The sequence below is a fragment of the uncultured Slackia sp. genome (genome assembly GCF_959608125.1).
In the GTDB taxonomy this organism is placed as follows: domain Bacteria; phylum Actinomycetota; class Coriobacteriia; order Coriobacteriales; family Eggerthellaceae; genus Slackia.
The window spans coordinates 1-26,904 of the sequence record NZ_CAUHPG010000016.1; the positions used below are offsets into that span (position 1 = coordinate 1).

Genomic DNA, 26,904 nt, shown 5'->3' on the forward strand with positions numbered 1-26,904 from the left:
AGTACTTGGTAGCCATGCCGAACACGCCCGTGAGCCACATCCACAGCACGGCGCCCGGGCCGCCGGCGATGATCGCGGTGGCCACGCCGATGATGTTGCCCGTGCCGATCGTGGCCGAAAGCGCGGTGGTCAGCGCGCCGAACTGGCTGATGTCGCCTTCGGCATCGGGGTCGGCCGTCACCGACAGTTTGATGGCCTGAGGAAGCTTGCGTTGAATGAAACGCGTGCGGATGGTCAGATACACGTGCGATCCCAGCAAGACAACGATGGTAAGCGGGCCCCATACCCAGCTGTCCACCAGATTAATCACACCGACGATGTCCATGGGCGGCTCCTTCGTGATGGTGCGCCCGCAGGCGCGTCGTCGCGAGAAACACCGACGCGAAACCCCTCGCGCCGGAAAGTGCGCATGATTATACGAATGCAGATCCTTTTGCATCTTTACCTGCGATGCTTTAGCGTGCAAAAGCGTCTATTCGACGGCGAAAGGCGCCTCGCGCGCGTCGGAGCACGCCTCGCGCCGCCTGCCGTCGGCAAGCGGCGCGTACAGGAGTCAGACGCGTTTCGGCGCGGCCGCGGCAAGGGCGGCCATGACCGCAGGCATGCCCGCCGCCGTATCCGTCGAGCCGTCGGCGCCCACGCGCAGAAGCGTCGGCGCGGCCATGACGCCCAGGCTCTCGACGAGCGCGCGAACGCGGTCGTCTTCGTCGATACGCAGCTCGCGATAGGAGATTCCCGCCGCGGAAAGCAGAGGCTTCACCCTGCGGCAATTCGGGCAGGCGGCCGTGGTGATCAGATACGCGCCCGGCGTCAGGGCGCATGCGGCCGAAGAGACCGCGCCGTTTTCGGCCGCCTTGCCGAACGAGGGCACCGTGCCCGCGGGGCCGCCCTGGGCGCCTTCGTCGCAAGCGGCGCGGGACGCGGGGCTTTTACCGGCTTCGCCGCGGCGTTCGTCAGCGCGCGCGTTGCGCAATGCATCTTCATCGGGCGCGAAGGGGGCTTCCCCCTTGGAAGGATGCGCCGTGGCGAGCGCGTATTCCGTACGGTCGGCGTATTCTTGCGCCTTGCCTTCGTTCCAGTTCTTCAGCGGGCGATAGTAGCCCGTGATGCGGCTGCATACCTCGGTCTCGGCACCGCACTGCGGGCAGGCGCGCTGCTCGCCCGCAAGGTAGCCGTGGGTGCGGCACACCGAATACGTGGGCGAAAGCGTGTAATACGGCAGGCGGTAGTTCTCGGCGATCGCGCGCACCAGCTGCGCCGCAGCGCGCCAATCGGGCAGCTTCTCGCCCAAGAAGGCATGGAACACCGTGCCCGAGGTATAGCGCGTCTGCAGGTCGTCCTGCACGTCGAGCGCGCTGAACACGTCGTCGGTGCAGCCCACCGGCAGATGCGAGCTGTTGGTGTAGTACGGCGTGCCCTCCCCGCCCGCGCACACGATGTCGGGGAACTGCTCTTTGTCATGCTTGGCCAAGCGGTACGACGTGCTTTCGGCGGGCGTGGCCTCCAGGTTGTACAAATCCCCGTAGCGCTCCTGATACACCACCAAACGATCGCGCATATGATCGAGCACCTGCGCGGCGAATTCCTGCGCGCGCGAGCCGGTCAGATCGCAGCGAAGCCAGCTCGCGTTGAGCGCGGCCTCGTTCATGCCCACCAGCCCGATCGTGGAGAAGTGATTGTCGAACCCGCCCAGATAGCGCTTCGTGTACGGATAGAGCCCCGCATCGAGCAGCTGGGAAATCACGGTGCGCTTGGTCTTGAGCGAACGCGCGGCGATATCCATCATATGGTCGAGGCGTGCGTAGAAATCGGCCTCGTCGGCGGCAAGGTATGCGATGCGCGGCAGGTTCACCGTGACCACGCCCACGCTGCCCGTGCTCTCTCCGCTGCCGAAATAGCCGCCCGACTTCTTGCGCAGCTCGCGCAGATCGAGACGCAGACGACAGCACATAGACCGCACGTCGGAGGGCTCCATGTCGGAGTTCACGTAGTTGCTGAAATACGGCGTGCCGTACTTCGAGGTCATCTCGAACAGCAGGCGGTTGTTCTCGGTGTCGCTCCAGTCGAAATCGCGCGTGATCGAATACGTGGGAATGGGGTACTGAAAACCGCGGCCTTCGGCGTCGCCTTCGATCATGACCTCGATGAACGCCTTGTTCACCATATCCATCTCGCGCGCGCAGTCGCCGTAGGTGAAATCCTGCGGCTCGCCGCCTACGATGGCGGGCGCGTCGCGCAGGTCGGGCGGGCACGTCCAATCGAGCGTGATGTTGGAAAACGGCGCCTGGGTTCCCCAGCGGCTCGGCGTGTTCACGCCGTAGACGAAGCTTTCGACGCAGTGCTTGGTTTCTTCGTAGCTCAGATCGCCCGCGCGCACGAACGGAGCCAGATAGGTGTCGAAGCTCGAAAACGCCTGGGCGCCCGCCCATTCGTTCTGCATGATGCCCAAGAAGTTGACCATCTGGTTGCACAGGCTTGCCAGGTGCTTGGCGGGCTTGGAGGAAATCTTGCCGGGCACGCCGCCCAGGCCCTCTTCGATCAACTGGCGAAGCGACCAGCCCGCGCAGTAGCCCGTCAGCATGGACAGGTCGTGAAGATGGATATCGGCGTTGCGGTGCGCCTGGGCCGTTTCGGCATCGTAGACCTCGGACAGCCAGTAGTTCGCCGTGATCGCGCCCGAGTTGGACAGGATCAAGCCGCCCACGGAGTACGTGACGGTGGCGTTCTCTTTCACGCGCCAGTCTTCGATCTTGAGGTAGCCGTCCACGAGCTTTTTGTAGTCGAGCAGCGTGTCGCGCGTATTGCGCACGTTCTCGCGCTGGCGGCGGTACAGAATGTAGGCCTTGGCCACGTCGGCATAGCCCGCTTCGGAAAGCACCTCTTCGACGCTGTCCTGGATCTGCTCGACGCCGATCAGGTCGTTTTCGATCCTCTGCTCGAAATGCGCCGTCACGTTGAGGGCCAGCATGTCGATGACCGTGGGATGGTAATTCTTCTCGCACGCCTGAAACGCCTTGGTGATGGCCGCCGATATCTTCGCGATGTCGAAGGCGACGACGGCGCCGTCGCGCTTGATGACCTGGTACATGGTGCCCGCCTTTCCCTCTTGATGCCCTCGATGATAAGCGCTCGAAAATAGAATTCAATATCTTGCAATATCATTCCTGCTTCAACACAACATATGGTGGTGTTATGCCGTATTCGAGCGCACCTGGGCAAACGCCGTCCGCCGAAAAGCGCGGCTGCCGATCGCCGTCGACAAGCGGCGGCGGGGAACGTGCCGAAACCCGGCGCGGGCGGTCGCAGGGCTTTCGACGGACGCCGAGCGGGCGGCTAGACGCCGCGCAGACGGACGAACGGAGCGCGCGAGACAAGACGCTCGACGATGCGCGCCATGGCGGCTTCGTCGTAGGCGCTCAGCACCCCCTGCCCCGCAAGCACGTCTGGCGAATCGGCATAGCGCTGCAGATACCACGCCCGCGCGCCGCGCAGCTCGTCGGCCATGGCTTCGAGATGCGCCATGTCGTGGAGCTCGCGCACCACGGTGGTGCGAAACTCGTAGGCGATAGGCCCCTCCATCAGCAGGCGGGCGCTTTCCTGCACCGCGCGCACTACCCCGGGCGCCGCATCATCGCGCAGGCCCGCCGCCTGGGCATAACGCTCCCGGCTCGCTTTGACGTCCATGGCCGCATAGTCGACCAGGCCGGCATCGACCAAGGCCGCCAGACGCTGCGGATGCGCGCCGTTGGTATCGAGCTTCACCCGATAGCCCATCTCCTTGATGCGCCCGCACAGCTGCGCAAGACCGTCCCTCAGCAAGGGCTCGCCGCCCGAGATGCACACGCCCTGCAACACGCCGCGGCGCTTTTCCAGAAAGGCCCAGAAGGCGTCTTCGTCCACCGTGGGAAAGCCCGCCCCGCCCTGCGGCGCCACGAGCGACGCGTTGTGGCAGAACGGGCAGCGGAAGTCGCAGCCCGGCAGAAACACCGTAGCCGCCATAAGGCCCGGATAATCGACCAGCGAAAGCTTCTGCAGCCCCGCTATTTCCATAAGCTCCCCTTTCCGCGCGGCCGTTTCGTTCCATATAACCCCGCGCCCGCTGCACGAAGCCGGCGCGATCCGCATGCGGCTCTGCGTCGTCCGCGCTCGGCGCCGCGAAACCCCATCCCGACACGACGCGCCCGCCCACCGCCGCAAGACGCATCGGGCCGCAACGCAAAAAAACCTCCCGCCTTCGGCCGGCAAGCGGCTGAAAACGGGAGGTTCGAAACGATGCCGAAAAGACGCGCTACTTGGCCTCGATGACCGGGATTTCTTCCTCGTACGCCTCGTCAAGATGGCCTTCGTAGACATAATGCTTGGTCTCACGGGCGATCATGCCCGAAAGCAGCAGCACCATGATGATGTTGGGGATGGCCATGAGGGCGTTGCCGATGTCGGAGACGGTCCACACCACGTCGCCCACGCCGATCGCGCCGAGAAAGCCCACGACCACATACAAGATCTGGTAAGGACGGATAGCCTTGCGGCCGAACAAATACGTGGCGCAACGATTGCCGTAGTAGCTCCAGCCCAAGATGGTGGAATACGCGAAGCTGATCATGCCGATCACCAAGATGGGCGTTCCCAGGTACGGAATGGTGGCGAAAGCCGCGCTGGCGAGCGCCGCGCCCTCCTTGATGCCGCCTCCCTCGATGATGCCGGGGTTGGCGAGCAGCGTGGACACCAGCACGATGCCGGTGATGGCGCAGATGACCACGGTAGACCAGAACGTGCCGGTCATGGCGACGAGCGCCTGGCGAGCGGGGTTTTTCGTCGCGGCGGCGGCGGCCACGATGGGGGCCGAACCCAAGCCGCTCTCGTTGGAGAACAGACCGCGCGCGCATCCGAACTGCAGCGCCACCATGATGCCGCTGCCCACGGCGCCGCCGAACGCGGCCTTCGCGGTGAAGGCGCACTCGAAGATAAGCGCGAACGCAGGGCCGATGTATTGCCAGTTATATGCCATGATCACGAAGCAGCCCACGGTATAGGCGATGGCCATGAAAGGCACCAGCTTCTCGCACACGGTAGAGACCGTCTTCACGCCGCCGAAGATGACGAGCGACACCAAAACGGCGATCACGAGGGCGATCAGCCACTCGGGGATGCCCGGGAAATTGGATTCGATGATGCCGGTCATGGCGGCCGACTGCACGGCCGAACCGGTGCCGATGGTGGCGACGATCGCGAACAAGGCGAACGATACGGCACCCAGCTTGGCCCACCACGGAACAGATCCGTCCTTGCGCTTGAACGCGCGTTCCCACGCATACATGGCGCCGCCGAGCATTTCGCCCTTATGGTCTTTGACGCGATACTTCACCGCGGCGTAGACCTCGGAGTACTTCGTGGCGATGCCGAACACGCCCGTAAGCCACATCCAAAACACCGCGCCCGGGCCGCCGGCGATGATAGCGGTGGCCACGCCCACGATGGAGCCCGTGCCGATCGTACCCGCCAAAGCGGTGACGAGCGCGCCGAACTGGCTCACGTCGCCTTCGCTGTCCTCGTCCTTGACGACGGACATCTTGATGGCCTGAGGCAGCTTGCGCTGGATGAATCCCGTACGAATGGTCAGAAAGATATGGGAGCCCAGCAGCAGCGCGATCATGAGCGGGCCCCACACGACGGCATCGATCTGATTGAGTATGCCGACAATGTCCATATAACAGCCTTCCCCCGGTTGATCCGTAGCGATGCATTGTACGCCTGACCGCCGTTCAACCTGCATGAGAAGTGAATCAAAACCGAACTCGGCGCATAAAAACAGAAGTCGGACAGGTAAAAGGCGTTTGACCGTGCATATAAAACCGTTCGCCGAATTTATAAAATCGCATTCGCGCTCGGTCGACGGCCCCTGCGCGCAATACGAAGACGTGCGCAGACGCGAAAACGGCTGCGGCCCGATCGATAGGATCGGCCTTTCGATCGGGGACGATCGCATGGTTTTCACCCGAATTCGCAACTCCGGCCGTACACCGAAGGCGCGCCGCCGTTCAAGGTGCTACAATGCCAGCCATGAATTCTGTTTCAGGGCGGGGCGAAATTCCCCACTGGCGGTAACCGGCGCGGCGCGCAGCGCTCCCGGAAGTCCGCGACCCCGATCCGGCCTTCGGTCGAATCGGGCTGATTCGGTGAGAATCCGAGACCAACGGTCACAGTCCGGATGGAAGAGGCAGAGTTCGCACGATATAACGCTCCGGCATGGACCGGAACCGTTTTCATGCGAATGACAAGCCCGTATTGGAATTCATACGGGCTTGTTTCTTTTTCGCGAGGCAAGAAGCAATTCCGAACGGCATTCGCCTCGCAGAAAAGAGGCCGTCATGGCAGCATCGAAGAAACCCGTGAAAAACACCAACCGATGGAGCACGCGCCAGCTCGTCACCATGGCGCTCATGTGCGCCATCTCCGCGCTGTTCTCGTTCGTGCAGATCCCCCTTATTCCAGGGCTCACGTTCCTCACCTACGACCCCTCGCTCATGCCTGCCATGGTATGCGGCTTCGCGTTCGGGCCGGGCGCGGGCTTCGTCGTCGGCGCCCTGGCCGCCGTCATCCACGGCCTCGTGCTGGGCGAATGGGTCGGCTCGATGATGAACATCGTCGCCACGCTGTGCTTCGTCGTTCCCGCGGCCTTCGTCTATCGCCGCGTCCATACGTTCAAGGGCGCCGTGGCGGGCCTGGTGCTCGGCAGCGCGGCGGCGGTGGCAGGAGCCATCATTGCCAACCTGACGATCGGCGTCTGGTTCTGGTATGGAAGCGTCGATGCGATCGCTCCCATGATCCTTCCCGCCCTGGTGCCGTTCAATCTGGTGAAGACCATTCTGAACTCCGTGCTCACCATGGTAGTGTATAAAGCCGTATCCAACCTTATCACGCCCAAAAAAGACCAGGTCAAAGGACGCCCTGCCGCTACGAGGTCCTAACATTCGGCGCAACGGCACGGATGCGGGGCTTGCATGAAGGGCGCCGCATCCGCCTTCCGCGGCCGCCTCGACCGGCGGACGCGATTTCGAACCGTCTCGAGAAGAAACGAACCACGATGATCGACTGCGAACATATGAGCTTCACCTACGACGGCGAGCGCTTCGTGCTCTCCGACGTCAGCATCCGCATAGCCCAAGGCGAATTCGTCTGCATCCTGGGCGGCAACGGAAGCGGGAAATCGACCTTCGCCAAGCATATCAACGCCCTGCTCGTGCCCGACGAAGGCGCTATGACGGTCGACGGCATGGACACCGCCGACGAAGAATCGCTCTACGCCATCAGGTCGACGGCCGGCATGGTGTTTCAAAACCCCGACGACCAGCTGGTCGCATCGTTGGTAGAAGACGACGTGGCGTTCGGGCCCGAGAATCTCGGCGTCGAAACGCCCGATATAGCTCGACGCGTGCGCGAGGCGCTTTCCGAGGTGGGCCTGGTCGGATTCGAGACGCACGAAACCAACGCGCTTTCGGGCGGCCAGAAGCAACGCGTCGCCATTGCGGGCGCGCTGGCCATGGAGCCGAAGATCATCATTTTGGACGAGGCGTCTTCGATGCTCGACCCGCGAGGCAGGCGCGGCCTCATGCGCGTATGCAAGGCGCTCCACGAACGCGGCATGACCGTGGTGGCCATCACCCACTTCATGGAAGAAGCCGCCGAGGCCGATCGCGTGGTGGTGTTCGACGGCGGACGCGTGGCACTCGACGGGGCGCCCGCCGACGTGCTGATGCAAACCGAGAAGCTGGCGCATCTGAACCTCGAGGTTCCCTTCGCATGCGAGCTTTCCGAGCGCCTGCGCGCCGAGGGCGTGGACGTGCCCGTGTGCATTCGCGAACACGACCTGGCCCGCGCCATCGCGCAGCGCGCTGACGCATTCGGCCGCCCCGTCGTGCAGGCCGAACCCTGCGCATGCCGCGACGCCGCGCACGCTTGCGCGCCCGACGGAACGCCCGTCATCGCGTTCGAGCACGTCAGCCACACCTACCTCGATTCCTCGAAGGCCAAGAAGAACCGCGGCCGCAAAAAGGAAAAGACCGCCGCATGGGGCAACGACCCCAATGCCGTGTGGGCGCTGCACGATATCGATTTCACGATCGGCGCGGGCGAGTTCGTAGGCATCGCAGGCCATACCGGATCGGGCAAATCGACGCTCATCCAGCATATGAACGGCATCCTCAAGCCCACGCAGGGACGCGTATTGGTGAACGGACGCGACATCGCCGATAAAAAAGAAGCCACCGCGGCGCGCGCGAAGGTGGGCGTGGTGTTTCAATACCCCGAGCGCCAGCTGTTCGCGGCCACCGTGTACGACGACGTGGCGTTCGGCCCGCGCAACCTGGGCCTTTCCACCGGCGAGGTGGACGAGCGCGTGGCATCGGCGCTTGCGCTGGTAGGCCTTGACCGCGAAGCGGTCGGCGACATGAGCCCCTTCGAGCTTTCGGGCGGACAACAGCGCCGCGTGGCCTTCGCGGGAGTGCTCGCCATGGACCCCGAAGTGCTCGTTCTCGACGAGCCCACGGCAGGATTGGATCCGGCGGCGCGCAAGGAATTCCTGGGGCTCGTGGCCAGACTGCACGCCGAAGCGGGCCTGACCGTGGTCATGGTGTCTCACAGCATGGACGACCTGTCGACGCTCTGCCAGCGCATCATCGTGCTGAAGGAAGGCGAGATGTTCGCGCAAGGCACACCGCGAGAGGTATTCTCGCTCGACGGAGAACTCGACGCCATCGGGCTGGGCCTTCCCGCGGCGCGGCGCATGGCGCTTTCCCTGCGCGACCTGGGCATGCCCGAAGCCTTCTCCTCCCTGTACACCGAAGACGAACTGGCCGCGGCCGTCGTTTCCGCATGCAAGGGCGGTGCACGATGAATTCGGCGTTTTCCTTCGGCAGCTATTACCAGGGCGAAAGCGTCTTGCACCGCCTGGACCCGCGCACCAAGCTGCTCGCGGGCATCGCGCTGATCGCGGCGGCGCTTCTAGCGCGCGATTTCGCGGGGCTTGCCGTGGTGGCCGCATTCGTGGCGGGGTTTTATCTGCTTGCACGCATCCCCTTCGGATCGGCGGCACGCTCGATCGCTCCGCTGCTGGTCATCGTGGTGCTTGCCTCCGCGCTCAACCTGTTCCTCGTGCAAGGCGGCGACGTCTTGTTCCAGTGGTGGATCGTACGCATCAGCGAAGCGGGCGTGTATTCGTGCGCCTTCATCGCCGCCAGGCTGTTCCTCATGATGGCGGGTATGAGCCTGGTCACCATGACCACCACGACCATCGACCTGACCGAAGCGTTCGAGCGTCTGCTGGCGCCGTTCGCGCGCATCGGGCTGCCGGCCCACGAGCTGGGCATGATACTGGGCATAGCGCTGCGTTTCATGCCGCAGTTCGCCGACGAGCTCGTCGCCGTCTATCGAGCGCAGATCAGCCGCGGCGCAGGGTTCGCGAACAGCCCTTCGCGCGGGATCCGCATGCTTTCCTCGCTCGTGGTGCCGCTGTTCTCGAGCGCGTTTCGACGCGCCGAAACCCTTGCCGCGGCTATGGATGCCCGCTGTTATCACGGCGCCGACGGGCGCACCCGCCTGCATCCGCTGGCCTTCGCTGCGCGCGACGCGGCGGCAGCAGGCGTCATGGCCGTGCTGATCGCGCTTGCCGCCTGCGCCCACCTGGTGCTGTAGCCCGCATTTGCGCGCCGTATGCGCGTCGCACGACAACTCGCACGAATCGGCGCGCGACGCCGACCGATACGCCCCCTGGAAAGGAGCAGCCATGACTGGAAACGAAACGATCCTGCAGTACCTCAACGCCGTGCCCGCGTGGTATCTGGCCACCAGCGTCGACGGGCAGCCCCACGTGCGCCCGTTCAGCTTCGCCGCCGAAGAGCACGGCAAGATCTGGTTTTGCACGGCAACGACCAAAGACGTCTGGCAGGAGCTTCTGGAAAACCAGCGCTTCGAGGCCACGTCCTGGTGGCCCGGCCACGGCTGGCTCATCCTGCGCGGCAAGGCGGGCCTGAAAGACGAAGCGGGCGACGCCATGCGCCGCGCAGGCTACGAGCATCTGGAAAGCCTGGGCGAGCACTACGAAGGACCCGACGACGAGACGCTCGTGTTCTTCAGCGTCGAAGATCCCCAGGCCTGGATTTGCGACCACGACGAGTGGAAGCCCATCGAGCTGTAAGCACGCGAACCTTTGGAACGAACGAAGGCGGTCCATATCGGGCCGCCTTCGTTCGTTTTAGGATGTATTTCAGCTATGCAGACGCCCTGCATGCGACGCATTCGCCTTCAGGCTCGCGATCGCACGAGGCATCGAACGCGATGCGTTCGGGATGCGTGTACACGGTGAAGCGGTCGTCGCGGGCGAACGCCGCCAATGCGACATCGGCCTGAGCGGCGAACTCGAGCACCGCCGACGTGGGCGCGGAAACCGTGGCGACCAGGCCAACGCCGAAACGAGCCGCCTTGCTGACCAGCTCGAGCGCGCAACGGCTCGAAAGGAACACGAAACCCTCCTGCGGATCGGCCCCCGCGCGCAGCAAAGCGCCGATCAGCTTGTCGAGCGCGTTATGGCGTCCCACATCCTCGCGCAGCATAAGGAAATCGCCCCCGCGCGACACGAACGCCGCCGCATGCGTGGCACCCGTGGCCTGATGCATGCCCTGCTTATCGCGCAGGGCATTGGCAGCGCGCGTGATAGCCTCCGCTGGAAACGGACGCGACGGGCCCACATGCACCATACGGGCAGGAAAATAGGACGGAACGCCCTGGTCGCACAACGAGCGAGGGCAGTCCGACAGAGGGCTCAGCCTCATGGCCGATTCGGATGCAGAAAGCCCCTCGCGCAACGCGACATCCACGATAGGCGCATCCGCCGTGCCGCCTATCTCCACCGATGCGATGTCGGAGGCGGCATCGACGACCCCGGCCGAAAACAGCGCGCCGTACGCCAGGTCGACCAGATCGACCGGCGTGCACGACAGCGCATTCAGGCACACGCCGTTGCAAAACAGCAGCACAGGAATCTCGACCGCCACCGTTTCGTCCCGCATATGCAGCCCGTGCACGTCATAGCGCACGCATTCGGGAACCGAACGCACCGATGCCTCGTGCCTTCGGCGTTCTTCGCCATCGAATGCAACGAACTTCTTTTCGGCCACATCGACCTCCCGATTCATAAGACCCGTCTTCCATGGCCGCGGCGCGCGGCCGCGAACCGTCTAGTTTTCCTTCTTCGCGTGGAAGACGAACCAATACGCCAGGCCCACGAACAGCGCGCCGCCCACGATGTTGCCCAGCGTTGCGGCCGAGACATTGTAGAAGATGCTGCTGAAATCGAGCGCCGAGGCATCGACGGTCGACGCGTAGCCCGTGCTTTTGGCGAGCAGACCCATGGGCAGGAAGAACATATTAGCCACGCAGTGCTCGAAACCGCAGGCCACGAAAGCCGAGATGGGAAGCAGGATGCCGATGACCTTGTCGACCACCGTGCGCGCGCCGAAGCCGATCCAGACCGCCAGACACACGAAGATATTGCACAGGATGCCCTTGAAGAACAGCGTGATCCAATCGGGCGTCACCTTCGACACCGCCACCGAAATCATGGCGCCTCCCACCGCGCCGCCGTTCATGTCGCCGATATGCGCGAAATACACCAGAGCGACGGCGACCAGCGCGCCCGCCAGGTTGCCGAGCCACACGAGCGCCCAGTTCTTCGCCATGGCACCCAGCGTGATCTTCTTGCTCGCCAACGCGCACACCATAAGCATGTTGCCGGTGAACAGCTCGGCGCCGCAGCAGAGCACCAGCACCAGGCCCAGGCTGAAGCACAGGCCGCCGACGACGCGCTGAACGGCGAAGGGGATGGAGGGGTCGCCGAGGAACACGCAGAAATACAAGGCGCCGAAGGCGATGAACGCACCCGCCAGCATGGACAGCACGAGCAGTTTCGCCACCGGCGTCTTGGTTTTCCCTATCGCGACGGCTTCGGCCTTCGCTTCGATTTCGGCCGGCGTCAGAGCGTCCGGCCTCACGGCCTTCACTTCGGAATCGTCCAGAACCGCCATGGATGGAATCTCCCTTCCTCTTATGCCCGCGCAATGCGGACGACCGATACGATGCGCGCGGCGACGCGTCGCAGACACGCCCGGACGCGTCGGACGAGCCTGGAACCACCACGGTACCCCATGCCGCATTCGACGAACCGGGCGAATTCGCAGTCGGCGCGGATTACATGGCGACGAGAGGGCCCGCATCGGCGGATGGCGGCCGCGCTCGCGTCGTATACTTACATAAACGCACGACGGCGCGGCGCCGCCGACCGAAACGAACGGAGACACCATGAGCGAGAAAGAACGCATCAGGCTGACGCAGCTGACATCGCGCGGCGGTTGAGCGGCGAAATGGGGTCCGGGCGACCTCGACGACGTGCTTGCCGCGCTCGCGCAGCGCAGCGCGCACGACCTTCTTCCCGCCGACGCAGACAGGCTGCTGCTCGGCTTCGAGACGAGCGACGACGCGGCGGTCTGGCGAATCGACGACGACACCGCGGCGGTGCTTACCGTGGATTTCTTCACGCCCATCGTAGACGACCCGTACCTGTTCGGGCGGATCGCGGCGGCCAATTCGCTTTCGGACGTGTTCGCCATGGGAGCAAGGCCCCATGTAGCGCTTAACATGCTGGCGCTCGACAGCGCCTTGGGATGCGAAGTGGCGGCCGAAATCCTGCGCGGCGGCGCCGATACCGTGCGCGAAGCCGGCGCCTTCGTGGCCGGCGGCCACACGATCGACGATGCGGAGCCTAAATACGGCCTGACCGTGTTCGGGACCGTGCATCCCGACCGCATCGTGCGCAACGCCGGAGCGCGGCCTGGCGACGTGCTGTTTCTGACCAAGCCGCTGGGCACGGGCATCATGGTCGCGGCTCGCTCGGTGGGCCTGGCCGACGACGACGCCATGCGGGCCGTGACCGACGCCATGGCCGAACTGAACCTGCATGCGGCCGAAGCCATGAAGGCCGCAGGAGCCCATGCCGCCACCGACGTGACCGGATTCGGTTTCGCGGGCCATCTGCACGAAATGCTCGCGGCAAGCGGATACGCCGCCGAAATCTCCTGGAACGCGCTACCGATATTCGAGGGCGCGTGGGACAACGCCTGCGCCTACTGCAGGCCCAACCGCGCCTTTGCGATCATGGACCTGGCGGAGCGCTACATCGCGCAGGGCGAGCTTTCGGACGAAGAGTACGACAACCGCATGGCGGTGCTGTGCGACCCACAGACCTCGGGCGGCATCCTGGCGGCCATTCCGCCCGATAAGGCCGACGAGTTCGCCTGCGAATTCGAACGACGCGCAGGAAGGCCCGCTTGCCGCATCGGCGCGATTACAGAAGGCCCGGCCGGTACGATTTCATTGATCGATTGACCGACGACAGCGCCCGGCACGGCGCCTGAAAACCGACGACTGCCGAGAAATGGAGGAGAACATGACATGCGTACGCATCGCGCGCCCCGAAGAATTCGAACAGGTGGCCGCGCTTTATGATGAAATGGTCGCCGACATGGCGCATTCCGCCTTCGATCCGCACTGGAACCGCGAAAACCATCCGAGCGATGCGTTTTTGAAGCAGGCGGTCGAGCACGGCCAGCTCATCGTATGCGAATACGAAGGCGAGCTCGCAGGGGCCTTGGTGCTTGACTCGGGCGGCGCGCAAGGCTACGAAGGCGCCCCGTGGCCGACCGATGCGACGGCCGACGAGGCCGCCGTCATCCACGTGCTATGCACCCTTCCCCGCCTGCAGGGAAAAGGGCTTGCACGAGCCTTGCTGAAAGGCGCGCTCGACGTTGCGCGAAAGGACGGCCGACGCTGCGTTCGCCTGGATATCCTGCCCGACAACCTGCCGGCGCAAAAACTCTACGAATCGGAAGGGTTCGTGCGCGTCGCAGACGCCGCGCTCACCTATCCCGACGGCACGTTCGACGCGGTGCTCTACGAATGCCCGCTCGAAAAGCCCCGTCCCTAGCTTTCTCGCATCGCGAAAAAACGGCCGCAGGCGGCACGTCGAATGCGACGAGCCGACCCGCGGCCGTTTTCTCTTATGGCGCGAACCCTGTGCTACCAGTTACCGAAAATGAAGCGCTGGATGTCTTGGTTCAGCATGATGATGAAAAATCCTATGAACAGCGCCATGCCCGCGATGCTCATATAATTCATGGCCTTGTAGCCCACCGCCTTACGCGAAATCTTCTGGAAAATCTCGATTACGAAGCGACCGCCGTCGAGGGGCGGGATCGGCAGCAGGTTCATGATGCCGAGCGACACCGAAATCATAGCCATGAACTGGAGGAACATGGCGAGGCCCGCATCGGCGTACATCTTCGACATGACGGCCATGCCCATGATCGACGTGGAGCCCGACACCGTTTCGGCGGCGGTCTGCGGATTGAACAGTCCCGCCACGGCTTGCGCCACCAGCACGATGTAGCTCACGCCGCCCTGGACGGCCTCGATGGGCGTGAGCACGATATGCTGCTGGATGACGCCCGCCTCGTCCACGATGTCGACGCCGATCACCGAAAACGCCACCACCAGCAGCACGATGGCCACCAGCAGATTCATGAACACGCCGGCCAGCAGGATGACCGAACGCTTCCAAAACGGCAGCGCGCGATACGTCTGCGCTCGTTCGGACAGATACAGCTCGTGCGCGTCGGAGAACTCGCGCGGCATGCCTTCGGCCAGGTCGATGCCGCGCTTCTTGTTCTTGTACGCGCGGGTGCGAAAGATATTATGCTCGTCTTCTTTCTTCGGACCCGTCAGACAGCCCCAGTCTTCCAGCACGTAAAGCACGTCGCACGCCTCCTGGATGGTGATTCCCATCTCTTCGGCCAAGTCGTCGGCATACACGGTGCCATGCTTGTAGGCGAAAGCGAGCGCGCCTTCGATATACGGATTTTCGGGGCCCGGCTCCATGCCGCACACTTTGGCATAACCGCCCAGCGGCACCGCCGTCACGCCGAAGCGCGTACCGCGCCAGGTGAACCCGACGCTGGGGCCGGGAAAGCCGATCATGAACTCGGTCACGCGCACGCCGAACGCACGCGCCGCCAGGTAGTGGCCGCCCTCGTGCACGAACACGAGCACCGAAAGCACGATGGCCAGGTACAGAATCATCATCACGATATCCATGGGAGGAATCCTTCTCGCAATATCTCATGAAGCGCGGCCGCGACGCAGACGGCGGCCGCACGCGTCTCTTTCGCCTGCGTTTATACCGGCTCGCCCGACGCACAGCCGCGCGCGAAGACGTCATGGGCACGAAACGCGCAAACAAAACGCAACGAAACGCCCCGCTGCGTCGCACGGCGTAGGGATCGCGCGGCACGGCAAGGGTCCATGCGCACGAAAACGCCCCGGGCGCATATGCCCGGGGCGCTGGGAATCGGTTTTCGAAAAGCCTATTTGAACTGGCTCGGGTGCTTTTCGAAGAAGTCGGTGCGCGGCGGAAGCTCCACCACGGCGTGACGGCCTGCCGCACGCTCGTCCTCGGCGCACAGCTCGTCCATGTTCTCGAACGCTTCGTTCCACGAGAATACGCGCTCGACGGGAAGGTTCAGATGGAAGGCGATCTTCTCGCAGCCGGCAGGCGCCACGGGATGCATGAGCAGCGCGCAGACGCGCAGCAGATAGAAGCTGTCCAGAAGAACCTGGCGGCGCGCATCGGCGTCGTCGGCGGTATCGGCGGCCTTGATGCCGTCGGCCCACCGCTTCTGCGACCAACGCACGAAGTCGTCGAGCAGCGTCATGATCGAATGCAGCTCGGCGCGGTGCATGATGCGCTCGTATTCGGCCATGGCCTCATGCGCGCGCTCGATCACGGCAGGACTCGGCGAGCCCAGGGGCATGAAGCCGCCGAAGCTCTTCTGCGCCTCGTAGAAGCAGCTGCGCGCCAGACGATTGAACACGTTGGTGAGCAGCGCCCCTTCTTTGAGCACCGGATCGGCCACACGCGGGTCGGTGCGCTTCTGCTCGTCCGGATCGAACGGCTTGGGCTTGAAACCGACCGATTTCTGATCGAGACCCAGACCAAGCCAGTGCGCGCGCAGCTGTTCGACCGTGTAATGCTCGAGCAGGTCGTCTGCCGAAGGCGGCTTGACCGCGCCCGAGGACGAGGCTTTATGCTTGCCGAGCAGGATATGATGGTTCGCGATCAGGCGCGTCTGCTGCAGCTGGCCCTCGGCAGGCTCGGCCTGCATGGCGTTGCCGTCCTCGAGACCGACCCACAACGCAGGCTGGGCCACGCCGTAGAAATACAGGTTGTCCTGGCCGATGAACTGATAGACGCAAGCATCGGAAGAGCACCACCAGTCGCGCACGGCCTCCAGGCTTTCTCCGCGCTCTTCCAGCGCCGTGGCGCTGAAGCTGATCGGCGCCCACAGGCTTTCGGGCCAGCACCATACGGTCAGGCCTTCCACGCCGTCCATCTCGGGAACTTTCACGCCCCATTCCACGTTGCCGGAAATACGGAACGGCACCAAAGCCTTGCCCGTGCGGAAACGCACGCCCGCCTCGAACAGCACGTCGCGGGCCGTATCGCGGTCCTCGATGCTTTCGAATTCGATTTCGAAGGACTGCTTGCCCTTTTCGGCTTCGTGGAACGTATGCGCGGGAAGCTTATCGGCGATCGCGCGGTAATCCTCCTCGAGCTCGTTTTTGATGTACATGACAGGCGGCACCAGGAATTCCTTGGCGCCCTTCACCACGACGGGACGCACTTCCTCGTCGGCTTCGAGGCGTGTGGCATGTTCTTGCAGCTGCGTGCGGAAATTGGGCAGGTCGAAATACCAGTTGCGCACAGGACGCATTTCGGGAACCTCGCCCGTCAGCGTGGACACCGGCGCGATGAGGTCTTCGGGGTTGAACTGGTGGCCCAGTTCGCACTCGTCTGCGTAGGCCTTTTCCGACTTGCAGCCCTGCACGGGGCAATGGCCCAGCACTTGGCGGCCGTTCAGAAACGCGCCGGCCTTCGCATCGTAGAACTGCAGGGTCTCCATCGTCTTCAGGTGGCCGTTTTCATGCAGGCGGCGCAGCACGGCGTCGGTGACCTGCTGGTGCACTTCGCCCGCGCGGCCCATGCCGCTTCCCTCATAGATGGAAAGCGAGATGTCGTAGGCGTCGAGCGTCGCCTTCTGCGCGTCGTGGTTGCGCTGCACGTAATCGCGGATATCGCCCTCGAAACCGTCCTCGCAAGCGGCGCAGGCTTTGCGATAGCCCTCCTGGATGGGAGAGCCGAAGCAGTCGGTGCCCGAAACGAACAGGACGTTTTCGGCGCCCAAGCGGTCGCGCAGGAAGCGCGCGTAGGCGTCGGCGGGAACGAACACGCCGGCGACGTGCCCGAAATGAAGCTTCTTGTTGCCGTACGGCATGCCCGCCGTCACCACGGCGCGCTTCGGCCAAGATACCGTGCTCAGATAACTCACGAAAGAACACCTTCCTGTTTCAACAACCCGATCAGCTCTTCGACGGCCTGGGAAGACTCCGAAGAACCGAACAAATCCATCAATGCGCCCAAGTCGGCCGAAGAAGGCGTCAGCTGCACCACGTCGTAAGACGGAGCGCCTTCATAGGCGTCGTATTCGATTCCGCCCAGCTCGGCGGCCTTGTCGAGAGCGTCGTCATAGATGCCTACCTCGTCTGCCAGGCCGTTTTCGACGGCTCGACTGCCGGCGAATTGCATGCCCGTCGCAAGGGCGCGCACCTCGTCGACCGACATGCCGCGGCCTTCGGCCACGTTGCGAATGAACGTCTCGTTGATCGTGTCGACGAGCTCTTGGTAATACGCGCGCTCCTCGTCGGTCAAAGGACGCGTGCCGTAGCTGGAATCCTTGGAATCGGCCGAAGCGATATTATCCACCGAAATGCCCAGCATATCCATCAGACCCGATAAATCGGTGACTTGCATGATGGTTCCGATAGCCCCGATAGCCGTGGTCTCGTTCACGAAGATGTAGTCGGCCTGGCTGGAAATCTCATACGCGGCGCTACAGTTCATCGAGGCGCTCGACACCACCACCGGCTTGGAGAAATCGCGCACATAGGCCGCCATCTCCTCGCCCGCCGTGGCCACGCCGCCGCCCGAGTCGACGCGCAGCACGACGGCCTTGATGTCGGGATTGTCTTCGGCCTGCTGCAGCAGTTCGCGCAAACCCTCGGGGCTGCACGACGTGCCGTCGTACTGGATCGTTCCCGCCACGTCGATCACGCCGACGCTATCGCCCATAGTGAGCGCGGCCGCATCGGTCTGTCCCGCAGACATCACGTTGGAATACACATGCGAACACGAAAGCGCGCCGATGGTGAACATGAACACGATGACGAACAGGAACACGCCGCCCGCGATCCAAGGGGCCTTGCTCTTCTTGGCAGGCGCCGCGGCGTACGGCATGGCCGCATAGGGCTGCGAGGCGTATTGCTGCTGCGCATAAGGCTGGGAATACGACTGCTGCGGCGGAACCTGACCGGCGTAAACCTGCGATTGAGGCCTGGCCGGCTGCCCGCAAGGCGGCTGGGTCGATCCGGGAGCCTGGGGCGGCGTGGAAGCGGCGCCCTGGGCCTTGTTCTGGTCCGTCATGCGAACCCTCCTTCTATCGATGCGCCGAAACGAAGCAAGCCCGAACGCCTGCTCGGCGAAGCGCGCGATCACGATGCAGACCATGGTAGCGTAAAGCGTTTCAGGCCGAGGCGAGAGCCATGGTTTTGCTACAATCACCTGCCATGAAATCATCCGATACACCCGATATCGCGCCTCAAGGCGCCCTCTCGCCCGGCTGCCGAGACGGCAGGTCGAAGGCGTTCGTCGCGGCCTCGTGGGCCGCCGTGGCCGTCGTGGCGGCGCTGATCTTCGCCATGAGCGCCAAAGACGGCGTTGCCTTGGATACGGGATCGGGCCTTCTGTCGGCCGCGAAAGCCTGGCTCGCCGAGATGCTTTCGGCGGCTGCAGGGCATCCGGTGGACGTGTCCCCCATCGGGCATTTCGCGGAATATCTGCTGTTCGGCTGCGTGCTCGCCAACGCGCTGCGCCTGCATGTCGCGCCGCGACGGGCGGCCGCGATCGCAAGCATCGCCGCGAGCCTCTACGGCATAACCGACGAAATACACCAGATTTTCGTGCCCCTGCGCTCGTGCGACCCCGCCGACTGGGCGGTCGACACCGTCGCCGCCTGTATCGGCGCCATCGTCGTAAGCGCCCTTGCAGCCCGCCGCTCGGCACGCACGCGCGCATCGACCGACCGATAGGCGCCGCGAACGCACCGCCGGCACGGACGCGTGCCGCGACGGCCGGCGGCGAACGGCCCCCAAAATACGAAAACGCTTCGGCCGCCCCCCGTTCGCCTGCAATCGCAGGCGCGCAGGATGCGCGGCCGAAGCGCCGATACGCGGCGGGCGGCAGGACCATCGCCCCGCCGCCCGCCGAACACCCGCTAGACCAGAACCTTGAAGACGGCCTTTTTCACCGGCGCCGAATCGCTGACCGCGATACCGGGCTTGTGACCGTCGCACGGAAAGACCGCCACGAACGTGCCGGGCGTCATGACGACCGACGCGGCCGCTTCGCCGTCGAGGAACATGTTATCGGCTTCTTCGTCGAAGGGCTCGGCGTCCAGACGGTCGATGAACTGCACGTCGATGCGCTCCTCGCCCTCGAGCACCATCTGCACGTCGATGTAGCGGCGATGGGCCTCGAAGCGGCAGTCCTCGAACGCACGCGTCTCGTAAGCGCATACGTTGACGAACAGCGCGTCGCCGTCGATGTCGTGCCTGCCGGGTTCGAGCACGCTCAAGTCGTGCTCTTTAGCGTAGGCGACGGCGCGGCGCACGCCTTCGTGGGCGCATTCGTCAAGGCTCGCCGTATCGATATGTCCGAACAGCATCGGTATTTCCTTTCTTCGGGCCGCATCGGGTGCGGCGTCGATCCTTCTAAAAGACGGAGCATAGAAACGACGCTCCGCCCACCATCGTTTTCCGCCTAGGCGAGCATCGCGCGGGCGGCCGCGTCGAGAGCGTCGAGCAGTGCGAGCGCGTCTTCGCGGGCATCCGCCTTCGCGAACAGATAGGCCTTGATCTTGGGCTCGGTGCCGCTCGGGCGCACGATGACCTTGCAATCGCCTTCGAGCGCAAGCTCGACCACGTTCGCCGCAGGAAGCTGGGCGGGTTCTTCGCCCGAGCCGCCCACCACGGGCATAACGGCTCCCTGAGCGTAGTCGGTCGCGCGCAACACGGCGCGGCCCGCCACCGATGCAGGAGCCTGGGCGCGCAGAGCCGCCATGAGGTCTGCCATCTTGCGGGCGCCGTCTGCGCCGGGATAGCTCAGCGAGATGGTGCGGTTCAGGCAGTAGCCGTAGCGCTCGTAGAGCGCGAGCAGGGCCTGGACCAGGTTCATGCCCTGCTCGCGATAGAAGCGCGCCATCTGGCAGATGAGCATGCTCGCCACCACGGCGTCTTTATCGCGCACGTGCGTGCCCGCCAGATATCCGTAGCTCTCCTCGAAACCGAACATGAACCGGTCGGCTTCGCCCGCCGCCTCGAGCAGACCGATCTGCTCGCCGATGTATTTGAAGCCCGTCAGGGTACGACGCAGCTCGAAACCGTGGGCGCGCGCCACGTCATCGGCCATCGCCGACGACACGATCGTGGTCACCGCGATGCAGCGCGCAAGGTCCTCGCCGCGCTCGGCACGCATGCGCGCCAGATAGTCCATGAGCAGGATGCCCATCTCGTTGCCCGTGATCAGCGTGTAGTCGTCGCCGTCTTCGCAGGCCACACCCACGCGGTCGGCATCGGGGTCGGTCGCCAGCAGCAGGTCGGGGGCCGCGCCCTGCGCCGCGCGTTCGCGGCAGCGGGCGATGCCGGCCTCCAGAGCGGCACGCTCTTCGGGATTAGGGTATTCGCACGTGGGGAAATCGCCGTCAGGCTCGCCCTGCCCCGCCACCACGTCAAGGTTATCGATGCCGATGCGGCCCAGCGCGTCGCTCACGCATTCCAGGCCCGTGCCGCACAGCGGCGTGTACACCACTTCCAGCGGACGCTGCATCTGCTCGGGCGTTTCCTGCGACTGCGCCAGCACCGCCTCGACGAAACGCTCCAGCGTGTCGTCGTCGATTTCTTCCACCAGCCCCTCGGCGACGGCACGGTCGAAATCGACCGTCTTCGCACAGGCGCCGTCGGCTTCGAAATAGCCCAGGCGTGCGATGCGCGCCGAGATGTCGGCCGCGGCCTCGCTGGTGATCTGGCAGCCGTCGAAGCCATAGACTTTGTAGCCGTTGTAGGCGGCCGGATTATGGCTCGCGGTCATGTTGATGCCGGCGCTGCAGCCCAGGTCGCGCACGGCGAACGAAAGCGCGGGCGTGGGCTCGACGCGCGGATACGCCAGGCAGCGGATTCCGTTGGCGGCAAGCACGCTCGCGGCCGTGTGCACGAACAGCTCGCCTTTGTGGCGCGAGTCGCGCGCGATGGCCACGCTGGGATTTTCGAAGCGAGCGTTGAGGTGCTCCGCCAAACCCTGGGTGGCGCGCGCCACGGTGTAGACGTTCATGCGGTTGGTGCCGGCCCCGATCACGCCGCGCAGGCCCGCCGTGCCGAATTCAAGATCTTGGAAGAATGCATCGGCTACCGCAGCATCGTCGGCCTCCGAAAGCCGCGCGAGCTCTGCGGAAAGCTCGTCGTCCGCCACGCATTCGCTCCAGTGCGCAAGGGCAGCGCGCACGTCGATTTCGCTCATATTCCATCCCCCCTGCCGTGGTCGCGCCCACGAGAGACAAATCCCCCGAAAGCGCCTCGATACGATTTTCCGATTCTACCAATGACTCTCTGAGCAGACCAGAAAACGCATGACAAAGAGACAAGCGCGGCGACGCGCCTCCCCGCCGCAGGCGCCATCCCGTGCTGCACGCATCCCCGAAAGTGCCGCTGATGCCAAAACCACGCAACGCGAGAAAGTCGTTCGGTGAGGGCATGGGCACGCCCCGACGCGTGGCGGAAACATTTTCCAACGCAGGAATCGATTCGGGAAGGCGCGATGCAAGCCAAAAGAAAGCGCACGTCAGCTATAAAAAGACCGTTTGCCGGCAACGTCTTTCCATATGCCGATTAGCTTTGTGAATTCATTGACAAATGTTAAATCAGATAGAAATTATCGCCTTTTTTCGAGGAACCGTGGTATCTTGGCCACAACGTCGGGACCGCGCCCCGGCGAACGAGCATAGGACGCCTCGAATAAGAAAGGAGGCATTCCCATGAATGCCTATTTCATCGCCGCGAAAGCAAACGCTTGGGAAGTCTCCCAGCAGGTCGGCCACGCCATCGAAGCGCATCAGCCCGAGTACCTCACCGACGCGCAAGGCCGCGGTGCAGGCTGCGACATGAGCACGAAACGCAAGGTCATGACGCGTCCGAGCCTGTACAAGGACATCTTCCGCATGGCGGGCAAGACCTTCGCCTAAGCAAAGTCGCAAAGAGCCGCCTTCTGCGACGCGCTCTTTTCAACCCGGACCACTTCCTCCACGGGCCCCGAACCTTCACGGTCGGGGCCCGTTTTTTATAAAGACGGCCTATTCGCCTGCATCGAGGAAGATCTTGCGCGTGACGAAATTCCACACCATGACGATAGCCGTGGCCGCGATCTTCACGATCAGGTAATGCACGCCCAGAAGCTCGACGCCCGCCCACATGCAGACGTTATTGATCAATAGGCCGATCACCGACAGGATGATGAAGATGACGAACTCGCGGCGGCGGCTCATATCCTCTTTGTGCGTGAACACGTAGCGCATCGACGCCAGGTAATTGAACACCACCGACACCGTGAACGATATCGTGGCGCTGACCAGGTAGTTCACGCCGAATACTTCGGTCAGAAGCGCCAGAAGGCCGTAATCGATGCAAAACGCCAGCGCTCCCACCACGCCGAATTTCATGAACTGGGCGAACAGCTTCTTCATAACGACCTTTCATCATCGCGGATATTCATCGGACAGGCGCGGAAACGCCGCGCAGGCGGCGCCTTACGTCCAGAACTGGAACGTTTCCAGAAGCGATTGGTACGCCCACGGATACGCCTGGCTCCACCAACCCGATTCGGCGGTCAGGCACAGAAGCACCATGTAAGCCAGGCCGACGAACACCGCCACGGGAAGCACCCGCAGCATAAGCACATGCAAGGCGCTGCCAGGGGCCATGTTCTCGTTGAGGATGAATATCACAAGCACCGCGGCCATAAGGAACATGATGCTGAAGTCGGCGAAATAACGCTGCAGGATGCCCGCCACCTCCGCATCGGCGATGCCGATAATCACGCCCGACGCCAAAAGCACGCCGACGACGCCCGCTATCGTGCGGGTCTTGCGCTGGCTGACGCGCATACGTAGCGCCGTGCCCGCGAACGGCAGGATCCACAGCACCGGCAGGCATGCGAAGATGCCGCCGAACGTGGCCTCTTTGACGGTCTGTCCGAGATAGGTGGTATCGAACGGCGTCGCCTGCAGGTACGGGAACACGCCCGTAGCCGAGGGCGGCTGGAAGAAATAGGCGAACAACGCCGGCGCGATGCGGCCCACGGCCATGCCGCGCTTGGTCATGTCGTTGACCGTCAGGTTGTAGTTGGCGCCGAAATCGAATAGCGACCCGAAGCGAGCGTAGTTGTACCACATGATGCCGGCCAGCACGACGGCATACGGCGCAATCAGGCAGATGAACTGACGCATGCCCGCAGCCGTCCTGATGTGGCCCTCGGTGATGAACGGCCGCCAGAACAGCGGGAAGGCCAAAAAGCTCAGCATGACGAATTGCGGTCGGCAGCCCACCACGAGCGCCATGCACAGCGACCCCGCAAGATAGAGCAGCTCGGGCCGGCGATGGGCGCGGCCGAGCATCCAGAAATAAAGGCCCCAGACCGAAAACGCCAATGCCAGCATGATAGGCAGCGAATAAAACGTCGGGAACTTCAGCAGATACAACGCGCCGCTGCAACCCACCACGGCCATCTGCAGCAGCAGGTACAGCCCCACGCTCACGCGCTTGAAATGGTAGCGCGCGAATCGGTCGAGCAGCGCCGAAACGCCCGCGATGAACGCGATCATGCCTATGAGAACGCCGATCGCCGTGGGGAAATTGGCTCCCGTGGCAAGATAGAACGGCAGATAGAACAATACCACCGGCACCACGCCGAAATACACGTAGTAATGGCCGTCGTAATACGCCACGTCCCACAGATAGTTCTCGCCTGTTTCCTTGACCAGCTGGTCGCGGGCGCCGCGGTCGTAGGGGTCTTCCATATTCTGCAGCCAGTTCGGCGGCTCTTCTTCCAGATAGAACTTACCGTCGGCCATGCTCTTGGCCAGCTCGGCGTACTGCTGGGCGTTATCGCCGCCCACTTCGAAGGTGTTCACGATGCTCACGCCGTCCCACGAACCCGAGTTATACGACGACGTGGCCACGCCGACCAGGTTGGAGCCCATGAGCAAAAACGACGAGCACAGCCAGATTTCGACGGCGGCGACGCCGATGGCGGCGATCTTAGAGCGGTGCGGATGTTCTTTGATGTAGATGCGGTACAGGCCGCTTCGCGGACGGAAGGCGTAGACGAACGTCATGACGGCGATCGCGGCCAAAAGGCGCAGCATGCTGAACGAGAACGGCTCGGGCGCGTTGATGGACACGCCGTCCAGATACAGCGGATAGACCGTCTTGTCGCCGCCGAACTGGATGCGCAGCTTGCCGATCTCGCCCGACGAATTCAGGTTGAGATATTCGCTTTCGTCGCAATTGGTGGCCACGTAGGCCACGGGCACGCCCGAAGTATATTCGGTGTCGTCGAAATAAGTGGAATGGGCATCGTCGGTGAACCAGATCTTCACCGGAACGTTTTGCGCCCCCTGGTTCCAGCTGAAATCGAGCCGCAGGTTGTGCACCTTCACGCCGAGATGCTCGAATTCTATATCGTTGTCGACCGTCGATATCCGATAGCGCCCGTCGGGCGTTTCAGGCAGGTCGATCTGGGAGTCGAGCGTCACGGCCTCCCACGTGAGGCTGCGCCAATGATTGAAATTGAAGACGAAGGTTTCCAGCACCACGGCGCAAAGCACGATGATGCACGCCGTTTTCACGAAACGGCGCAGTTCGGGATGATGGGTGGCCACGAATTCTCGCAGCAGTGTCATGAATTCACGCATGACGGACATTATAGCCGACAACTTGCGGGCGAACGCCTTGCGAGCACAGGCACGACACGATGCGAACGCCGTGCATCCGAGAAAACAAAACAGGGGGAGACAGCGTCTCCCCCTGACCGAAACGATACCGCACGAAAGAATCGGCGGCTCCATTCCAGCAAGCCTACAGGCTCAGCAGAGCCTTCACATCGGCATAGACCTCGTCGACCGGACGATCGCCGTCGACCGCCTTGAGCAGCGCCTTGCCCTTGTAGTAGTCGATCAAGGGAGAGGTGCTCTTCTCGTAGACGTCGAGGCGGTTGCGAACCGTGGCCTCGTTGTCGTCGTCGCGCTGGTACATTTCGCCGCCGCACTTGGGGCAGGAAGCGTCAGCGTCGGAGCCGATGTAGCCGCAATCCTTGCAGCAGCGGCGAGCGGTCAGGCGCTTCACGATGACCTCGGGGTCGACGTCGACGAGCAGCGCGCCGTCGAGCGGACGCTCGAGACGGGCGAGCATGTCGTCAAGAGCGACGGCCTGCGCGGTGGTGCGGGGGAAGCCGTCCAGGATGAAGCCGACCTTGGCGTCGGGCTCCTGCAGGCGCTCGTTCATCAGGTCGATGATCAGGCTGTCGGGAACGAGGTCGCCCGCGTCCATGAACGACTTCGCCTTCTTGCCGAGCTCGGTCTGGTTCTTCACGGCGGCGCGCAGGATGTCGCCCGTGGAGATATGCGGCGTGCCGAACTCCTCGACCAGCTTGGCGGCCTGGGTTCCCTTGCCAGCGCCCGGGGCGCCCAACAATACGATGTTCATACGAACTTCCTTTCGTTAAAACGGTGGCTCCATTGTAACAGTGCGTTCCGACGGAAGAAACCGTGCGACGGCAAGCAGGCGCGGCCGGCAGCACGAAACGCGACGCGTTACGAGATATTGCGGTGATACAGGTCCCACAGGCCCTTCAGCAGCAAGTTGGGATCGTGCACCACGTATCTGCGACAGGCAGGCACAATCAGGCGGGAAATGCCGCCCGTGGCCACAGCCAGGACCGGGCCGCCCAGCTCATCGGAGATACGGTCGACCAGACCGTCCATCATGGCCGCATTGGCATAGATCACGCCGCTGCGCATGCAGTCGACCGTATCGCGGCCGATCAGGCGCTTCGGGCGCTCGAACTTGATGAACGGCAGCGCCGACGCCTTCGCGGTCAGAGCATCCTGCGAGATCACGACGCCGGGCATGATGATCGAGCCCAGGTAGACGCGGTCGGCGCTCACCACCGAGCACGTAGTGGCCGTACCCATGTCGAAGATGGCCAGGTTGCCGTCGTAATCGTTGATGGCGCCCGCGGCGTCGGCGATCATGTCGACGCCCAGCTTCTCGGGCGTTTCCATGTCGATCGTAAAGCCCAGATCCATGCGGTGGTCGACCACGAGCGGCGCATCGCCCGTCTTCGCGCGCACCGACGCCACCACCGAATCGGTGAGCTCGGGCACGACGGAGCTCACGATGGCGCCGTTGACGTTGGAGAAATCGAAGCCATGCATGGCGACCAACGCCTCGAAGCCTTCCATGAACTCCTGCACCGTCCGGCGCTTATCCGTGGGAAAGCGCAAGTTGGAGGCAAGCAGGCCTCGTTCGGGCATAAGGCCCATGACCACGTTGGTATTGCCGATATCGACCGTCAGAAGCATC

General features: G+C 63.5%; 23 protein-coding genes and 1 riboswitch. Of the genes, 8 read left to right on the top strand and 15 right to left on the bottom strand.

The annotated features are described in order from the left end of the window. The 4 genes from Q6E04_RS06000 to Q6E04_RS06015 all read right to left on the bottom strand — a co-directional run. Window positions 1-325 (bottom strand): alanine:cation symporter family protein (locus tag Q6E04_RS06000; RefSeq protein ID WP_303249902.1); only part of this gene is annotated, 325 nt, incomplete at its 3' end. 228 nt (window positions 326-553) lie between these two features. Then, window positions 554-3,088, bottom strand: coding sequence for a ribonucleoside triphosphate reductase (locus Q6E04_RS06005; RefSeq protein WP_303249903.1), 2,535 nt, complete (start codon window positions 3,086-3,088; stop codon window positions 554-556). Window positions 3,089-3,333: 245 nt separating this feature from the next. Further along, the gene (locus tag Q6E04_RS06010; RefSeq protein ID WP_303249904.1) at window positions 3,334-4,050 is read right to left on the bottom strand and encodes an anaerobic ribonucleoside-triphosphate reductase activating protein; all 717 of its coding nucleotides are present in this window, start codon (window positions 4,048-4,050) and stop codon (window positions 3,334-3,336) included. Window positions 4,051-4,288: 238 nt separating this feature from the next. Next, window positions 4,289-5,707 (bottom strand): sodium:alanine symporter family protein, encoded by a 1,419-nt coding sequence (locus tag Q6E04_RS06015; RefSeq protein ID WP_303249905.1) that lies wholly within the window; start codon window positions 5,705-5,707, stop codon window positions 4,289-4,291. A 357-nt stretch (window positions 5,708-6,064) separates the two neighbouring features. Continuing rightward, window positions 6,065-6,224: riboswitch (FMN riboswitch) on the top strand. Between the two features lie 144 nt (window positions 6,225-6,368). On the opposite strand from Q6E04_RS06015, the gene Q6E04_RS06020 reads away from it, so the two are divergent. The 4 genes from Q6E04_RS06020 to Q6E04_RS06035 all read left to right on the top strand — a co-directional run bounded on the left by Q6E04_RS06020 (window position 6,369) and on the right by Q6E04_RS06035 (window position 10,192). Then, a complete protein-coding gene (locus Q6E04_RS06020) occupies window positions 6,369-6,968 on the top strand; it encodes an ECF transporter S component (RefSeq protein WP_303249906.1) in 600 nt (199 codons plus the stop codon). Between the two features lie 116 nt (window positions 6,969-7,084). Further along, window positions 7,085-8,893, top strand: coding sequence for an energy-coupling factor transporter ATPase (locus Q6E04_RS06025; protein ID WP_303249907.1), 1,809 nt, complete (start codon window positions 7,085-7,087; stop codon window positions 8,891-8,893). Continuing rightward, a complete protein-coding gene (locus tag Q6E04_RS06030) occupies window positions 8,890-9,690 on the top strand; it encodes an energy-coupling factor transporter transmembrane protein EcfT (RefSeq protein WP_303249908.1) in 801 nt (266 codons plus the stop codon). The genes Q6E04_RS06025 and Q6E04_RS06030 overlap by 4 nt, the downstream gene beginning before the upstream one ends. Window positions 9,691-9,781: 91 nt before the next feature. Further along, on the top strand, window positions 9,782-10,192 hold the full coding sequence (locus tag Q6E04_RS06035) for a pyridoxamine 5'-phosphate oxidase family protein (RefSeq protein ID WP_303249909.1): 411 nt from the start codon (window positions 9,782-9,784) through the stop codon (window positions 10,190-10,192). A gap of 73 nt (window positions 10,193-10,265) precedes the next feature. On the opposite strand, the gene fdhD is transcribed toward Q6E04_RS06035, so the two are convergent. Beyond that, window positions 10,266-11,189 (bottom strand): formate dehydrogenase accessory sulfurtransferase FdhD, encoded by a 924-nt coding sequence (gene fdhD, locus Q6E04_RS06040; RefSeq protein WP_303249910.1) that lies wholly within the window; start codon window positions 11,187-11,189, stop codon window positions 10,266-10,268. Window positions 11,190-11,231: 42 nt separating this feature from the next. Next, window positions 11,232-12,077: a formate/nitrite transporter family protein gene (locus Q6E04_RS06045; RefSeq protein ID WP_303249911.1), complete on the bottom strand. Its 846-nt coding sequence runs from the start codon at window positions 12,075-12,077 to the stop codon at window positions 11,232-11,234. Between the two features lie 274 nt (window positions 12,078-12,351). Here Q6E04_RS06045 and selD point away from each other — a divergent pair, with 274 nt between their 5' ends. Both selD and Q6E04_RS06055 read left to right on the top strand, forming a co-directional pair. Further along, entirely contained in the window at window positions 12,352-13,434 is a 1,083-nt protein-coding gene (gene selD / locus Q6E04_RS06050; RefSeq protein ID WP_303249912.1) for a selenide, water dikinase SelD, read from the top strand. 61 nt (window positions 13,435-13,495) lie between these two features. Further along, a complete protein-coding gene (locus tag Q6E04_RS06055; protein ID WP_303249913.1) occupies window positions 13,496-14,032 on the top strand; it encodes a GNAT family N-acetyltransferase in 537 nt (178 codons plus the stop codon). A 92-nt stretch (window positions 14,033-14,124) separates the two neighbouring features. Here Q6E04_RS06055 and Q6E04_RS06060 read toward each other — a convergent pair whose 3' ends face one another. From Q6E04_RS06060 to sppA, 3 genes are all read right to left on the bottom strand, one after another. Continuing rightward, window positions 14,125-15,198 (bottom strand): site-2 protease family protein, encoded by a 1,074-nt coding sequence (locus Q6E04_RS06060; protein ID WP_303249914.1) that lies wholly within the window; start codon window positions 15,196-15,198, stop codon window positions 14,125-14,127. A gap of 269 nt (window positions 15,199-15,467) precedes the next feature. Further along, the gene (locus tag Q6E04_RS06065; protein WP_303249915.1) at window positions 15,468-17,489 is read right to left on the bottom strand and encodes a class I tRNA ligase family protein; all 2,022 of its coding nucleotides are present in this window, start codon (window positions 17,487-17,489) and stop codon (window positions 15,468-15,470) included. Next, window positions 17,486-18,640, bottom strand: coding sequence for a signal peptide peptidase SppA (gene sppA / locus Q6E04_RS06070; RefSeq protein WP_303249916.1), 1,155 nt, complete (start codon window positions 18,638-18,640; stop codon window positions 17,486-17,488). Before sppA ends, Q6E04_RS06065 begins: the two co-directional genes overlap by 4 nt. Before the next feature lie 143 nt (window positions 18,641-18,783). On the opposite strand from sppA, the gene Q6E04_RS06075 reads away from it, so the two are divergent. Next, window positions 18,784-19,305: a VanZ family protein gene (locus tag Q6E04_RS06075; protein ID WP_303249917.1), complete on the top strand. Its 522-nt coding sequence runs from the start codon at window positions 18,784-18,786 to the stop codon at window positions 19,303-19,305. 185 nt (window positions 19,306-19,490) lie between these two features. Here the strand turns inward: Q6E04_RS06075 and Q6E04_RS06080 are convergent, their stop codons facing one another. Together Q6E04_RS06080 and Q6E04_RS06085 are read right to left on the bottom strand one after the other, a co-directional pair. Then, entirely contained in the window at window positions 19,491-19,940 is a 450-nt protein-coding gene (locus Q6E04_RS06080; RefSeq protein ID WP_303249918.1) for a YhcH/YjgK/YiaL family protein, read from the bottom strand. Between the two features lie 95 nt (window positions 19,941-20,035). Continuing rightward, window positions 20,036-21,787, bottom strand: a complete 1,752-nt coding sequence (locus Q6E04_RS06085) for a phospho-sugar mutase (RefSeq protein WP_303249919.1) — start codon at window positions 21,785-21,787, stop codon at window positions 20,036-20,038. 514 nt (window positions 21,788-22,301) lie between these two features. Between Q6E04_RS06085 and Q6E04_RS06090 the strand changes: the two genes are divergently transcribed. Beyond that, entirely contained in the window at window positions 22,302-22,508 is a 207-nt protein-coding gene (locus tag Q6E04_RS06090; RefSeq protein WP_123198125.1) for a hypothetical protein, read from the top strand. 108 nt (window positions 22,509-22,616) lie between these two features. Here Q6E04_RS06090 and Q6E04_RS06095 read toward each other — a convergent pair whose 3' ends face one another. The 4 genes from Q6E04_RS06095 to Q6E04_RS06110 all read right to left on the bottom strand — a co-directional run bounded on the left by Q6E04_RS06095 (window position 22,617) and on the right by Q6E04_RS06110 (window position 26,903). Next, a complete protein-coding gene (locus Q6E04_RS06095) occupies window positions 22,617-23,006 on the bottom strand; it encodes a GtrA family protein (RefSeq protein ID WP_303249920.1) in 390 nt (129 codons plus the stop codon). Window positions 23,007-23,069: 63 nt separating this feature from the next. Continuing rightward, a complete protein-coding gene (locus Q6E04_RS06100) occupies window positions 23,070-25,235 on the bottom strand; it encodes a cytochrome C oxidase Cbb3 (RefSeq protein WP_303249921.1) in 2,166 nt (721 codons plus the stop codon). A gap of 163 nt (window positions 25,236-25,398) precedes the next feature. Further along, a complete protein-coding gene (locus tag Q6E04_RS06105; protein ID WP_303249922.1) occupies window positions 25,399-26,025 on the bottom strand; it encodes an adenylate kinase in 627 nt (208 codons plus the stop codon). 107 nt (window positions 26,026-26,132) lie between these two features. Then, window positions 26,133-26,903 (bottom strand): type III pantothenate kinase, encoded by a 771-nt coding sequence (locus tag Q6E04_RS06110; protein ID WP_303249923.1) that lies wholly within the window; start codon window positions 26,901-26,903, stop codon window positions 26,133-26,135. Window position 26,904 lies beyond the last annotated feature (1 nt).